A 1576-nucleotide genomic window follows, 5' to 3' on the forward strand; every position below is an offset into this window, starting at 1 on the left:
TTCATCATACTGGTGCTTCTCTGGGTTATCTTTATGAGTAAAATATCGATAATAGCCTCGTATGCTCTCTAAAGGAATAGGAATTGTGCCATTAACAGATTTTGCCAATTTTTCGGCTTGAGTAAAACGAACTGGACCGTCCCAGCAACAAATTACGTGATAATGTGCCTTTTTCTCGTGTTCATCAGCATTCAAATCTTTATCGTGTAACGGTGAAATAGCAATCGGTGCGCCTGTTTCTTGTAATATTTCAAGCCAGTTGGTTGGCATACTCTCAGGGTATGCAACAAAAGCCCAATTTCTCTTTTTGACATTTTTAGCATCTTGTGCCATAATTTAACTCCATTCTAAAAAAGAGAACCATAAATTTAAAAAGGTGTTTCAGGTTCTCTTTTTTTTTGATACTTGAATTGTAATACAAGAAAACTTAAACAAAAATTATGTCACATGTCACAAGTCACCCATTGGGGGGTGTCGTAGTAACCCCCCAATTTAAAATAAAAATTAGCTTATTTTTATAATTTTTTAAGTTTAGAGTTACATTATAAGTTTTAGCGCTATTAGTGCAAAACCTTAAAGGTGAAAGTTTTTTATTAATTTGACAAGAACGCCCATTTTGCAGGGCATCCGCCCTGCAGATCTGGGCTTCTGTTGTTAAAGGCTACTCTAAAATTATATCACTTAGGGCGGAGCTTCGCCCCTAATGTGCCACACTTATGGGGTTATAACCCCATACCCCAGCTTTTTTTATTGATTGCAGGATAGGCTTTAACGCCGAAAATGTCCGACAAAATTATTGTTAAAAAGTATGTTTTTATTATAGGCGAGCATACTCAAGGTAATACCTTGAAACTCGCAAGGGGATATCCCCTTGACCCCTTAAAAAGGGGACACTTGTCAAATTAATAAAAAATTGTTACCTTTAAGGAAGCGACTATGCGAATAGTTTTGGCTGCTTATCTTCTGCAGATTTAAGAGCCATAAATTTCTTATATTCATCAGAATTTTCAATAAGCAAATTTATAAAATCATTAGCAGTAAAATCATCTCTATTTTTAAAATACTCTTTTAAAAAATCTTGTATAACTTTAGGAACTCTAACACTGCGTATTACGCTTTGTTCGTGCTTTTTAGGAAACCCCATTTTTAAACCCCTTATGTCTCTTTGATTTTAGATAAGTATTAAAAAATAATGTGTTATTCATTGCTATTTCTAATCGTTCAATATTGTCATTTTTTAAAAACTCAATCAAATCATAATATTCACAAAAACCGTTCTTCTCTATCAAATCAAGAATATCATATTTAATTTTTACTACTTCACTTTTACTAAGCTCAACAAAATCAGTAATTGCAAAGCCATTAAGGCACTTTATTTCGCTTTCATCATACTGGTGCTTCTCTGGGTTATCTTTATGAGTAAAATATCGATAATAGCCTCGTATGCTCTCTAAAGGAATAGGAATTGTGCCATTAACAGATTTTGCCAATTTTTCGGCTTGAGTAAAACGAACTGGACCGTCCCAGCAACAAATTACGTGATAATGTGCCTTTTTCTCGTGTTCATCAGCATTCA

At 34.0% G+C, this 1576-nt stretch carries 3 protein-coding genes; all 3 read right to left on the minus strand.

What is annotated here, in order from left to right:
- Window positions 1-333, minus strand: a 333-nt coding sequence (locus FZ945_RS09695) for a replication protein (RefSeq protein WP_187424199.1), incomplete at its 3' end; no start/stop codon positions are given.
- A gap of 601 nt (window positions 334-934) precedes the next feature.
- Window positions 935-1144, minus strand: coding sequence for a hypothetical protein (locus FZ945_RS09700; RefSeq protein ID WP_148804172.1), 210 nt, complete (start codon window positions 1142-1144; stop codon window positions 935-937).
- On the minus strand, window positions 1131-1576 hold a 446-nt coding region (locus tag FZ945_RS09705), incomplete at its 5' end, for a Rep family protein (protein ID WP_148804174.1). The genes FZ945_RS09700 and FZ945_RS09705, both read right to left, overlap by 14 nt.

It is taken from the genome of Campylobacter concisus (assembly GCF_902460535.1).
Taxonomy (GTDB): domain Bacteria; phylum Campylobacterota; class Campylobacteria; order Campylobacterales; family Campylobacteraceae; genus Campylobacter_A; species Campylobacter_A concisus_AS.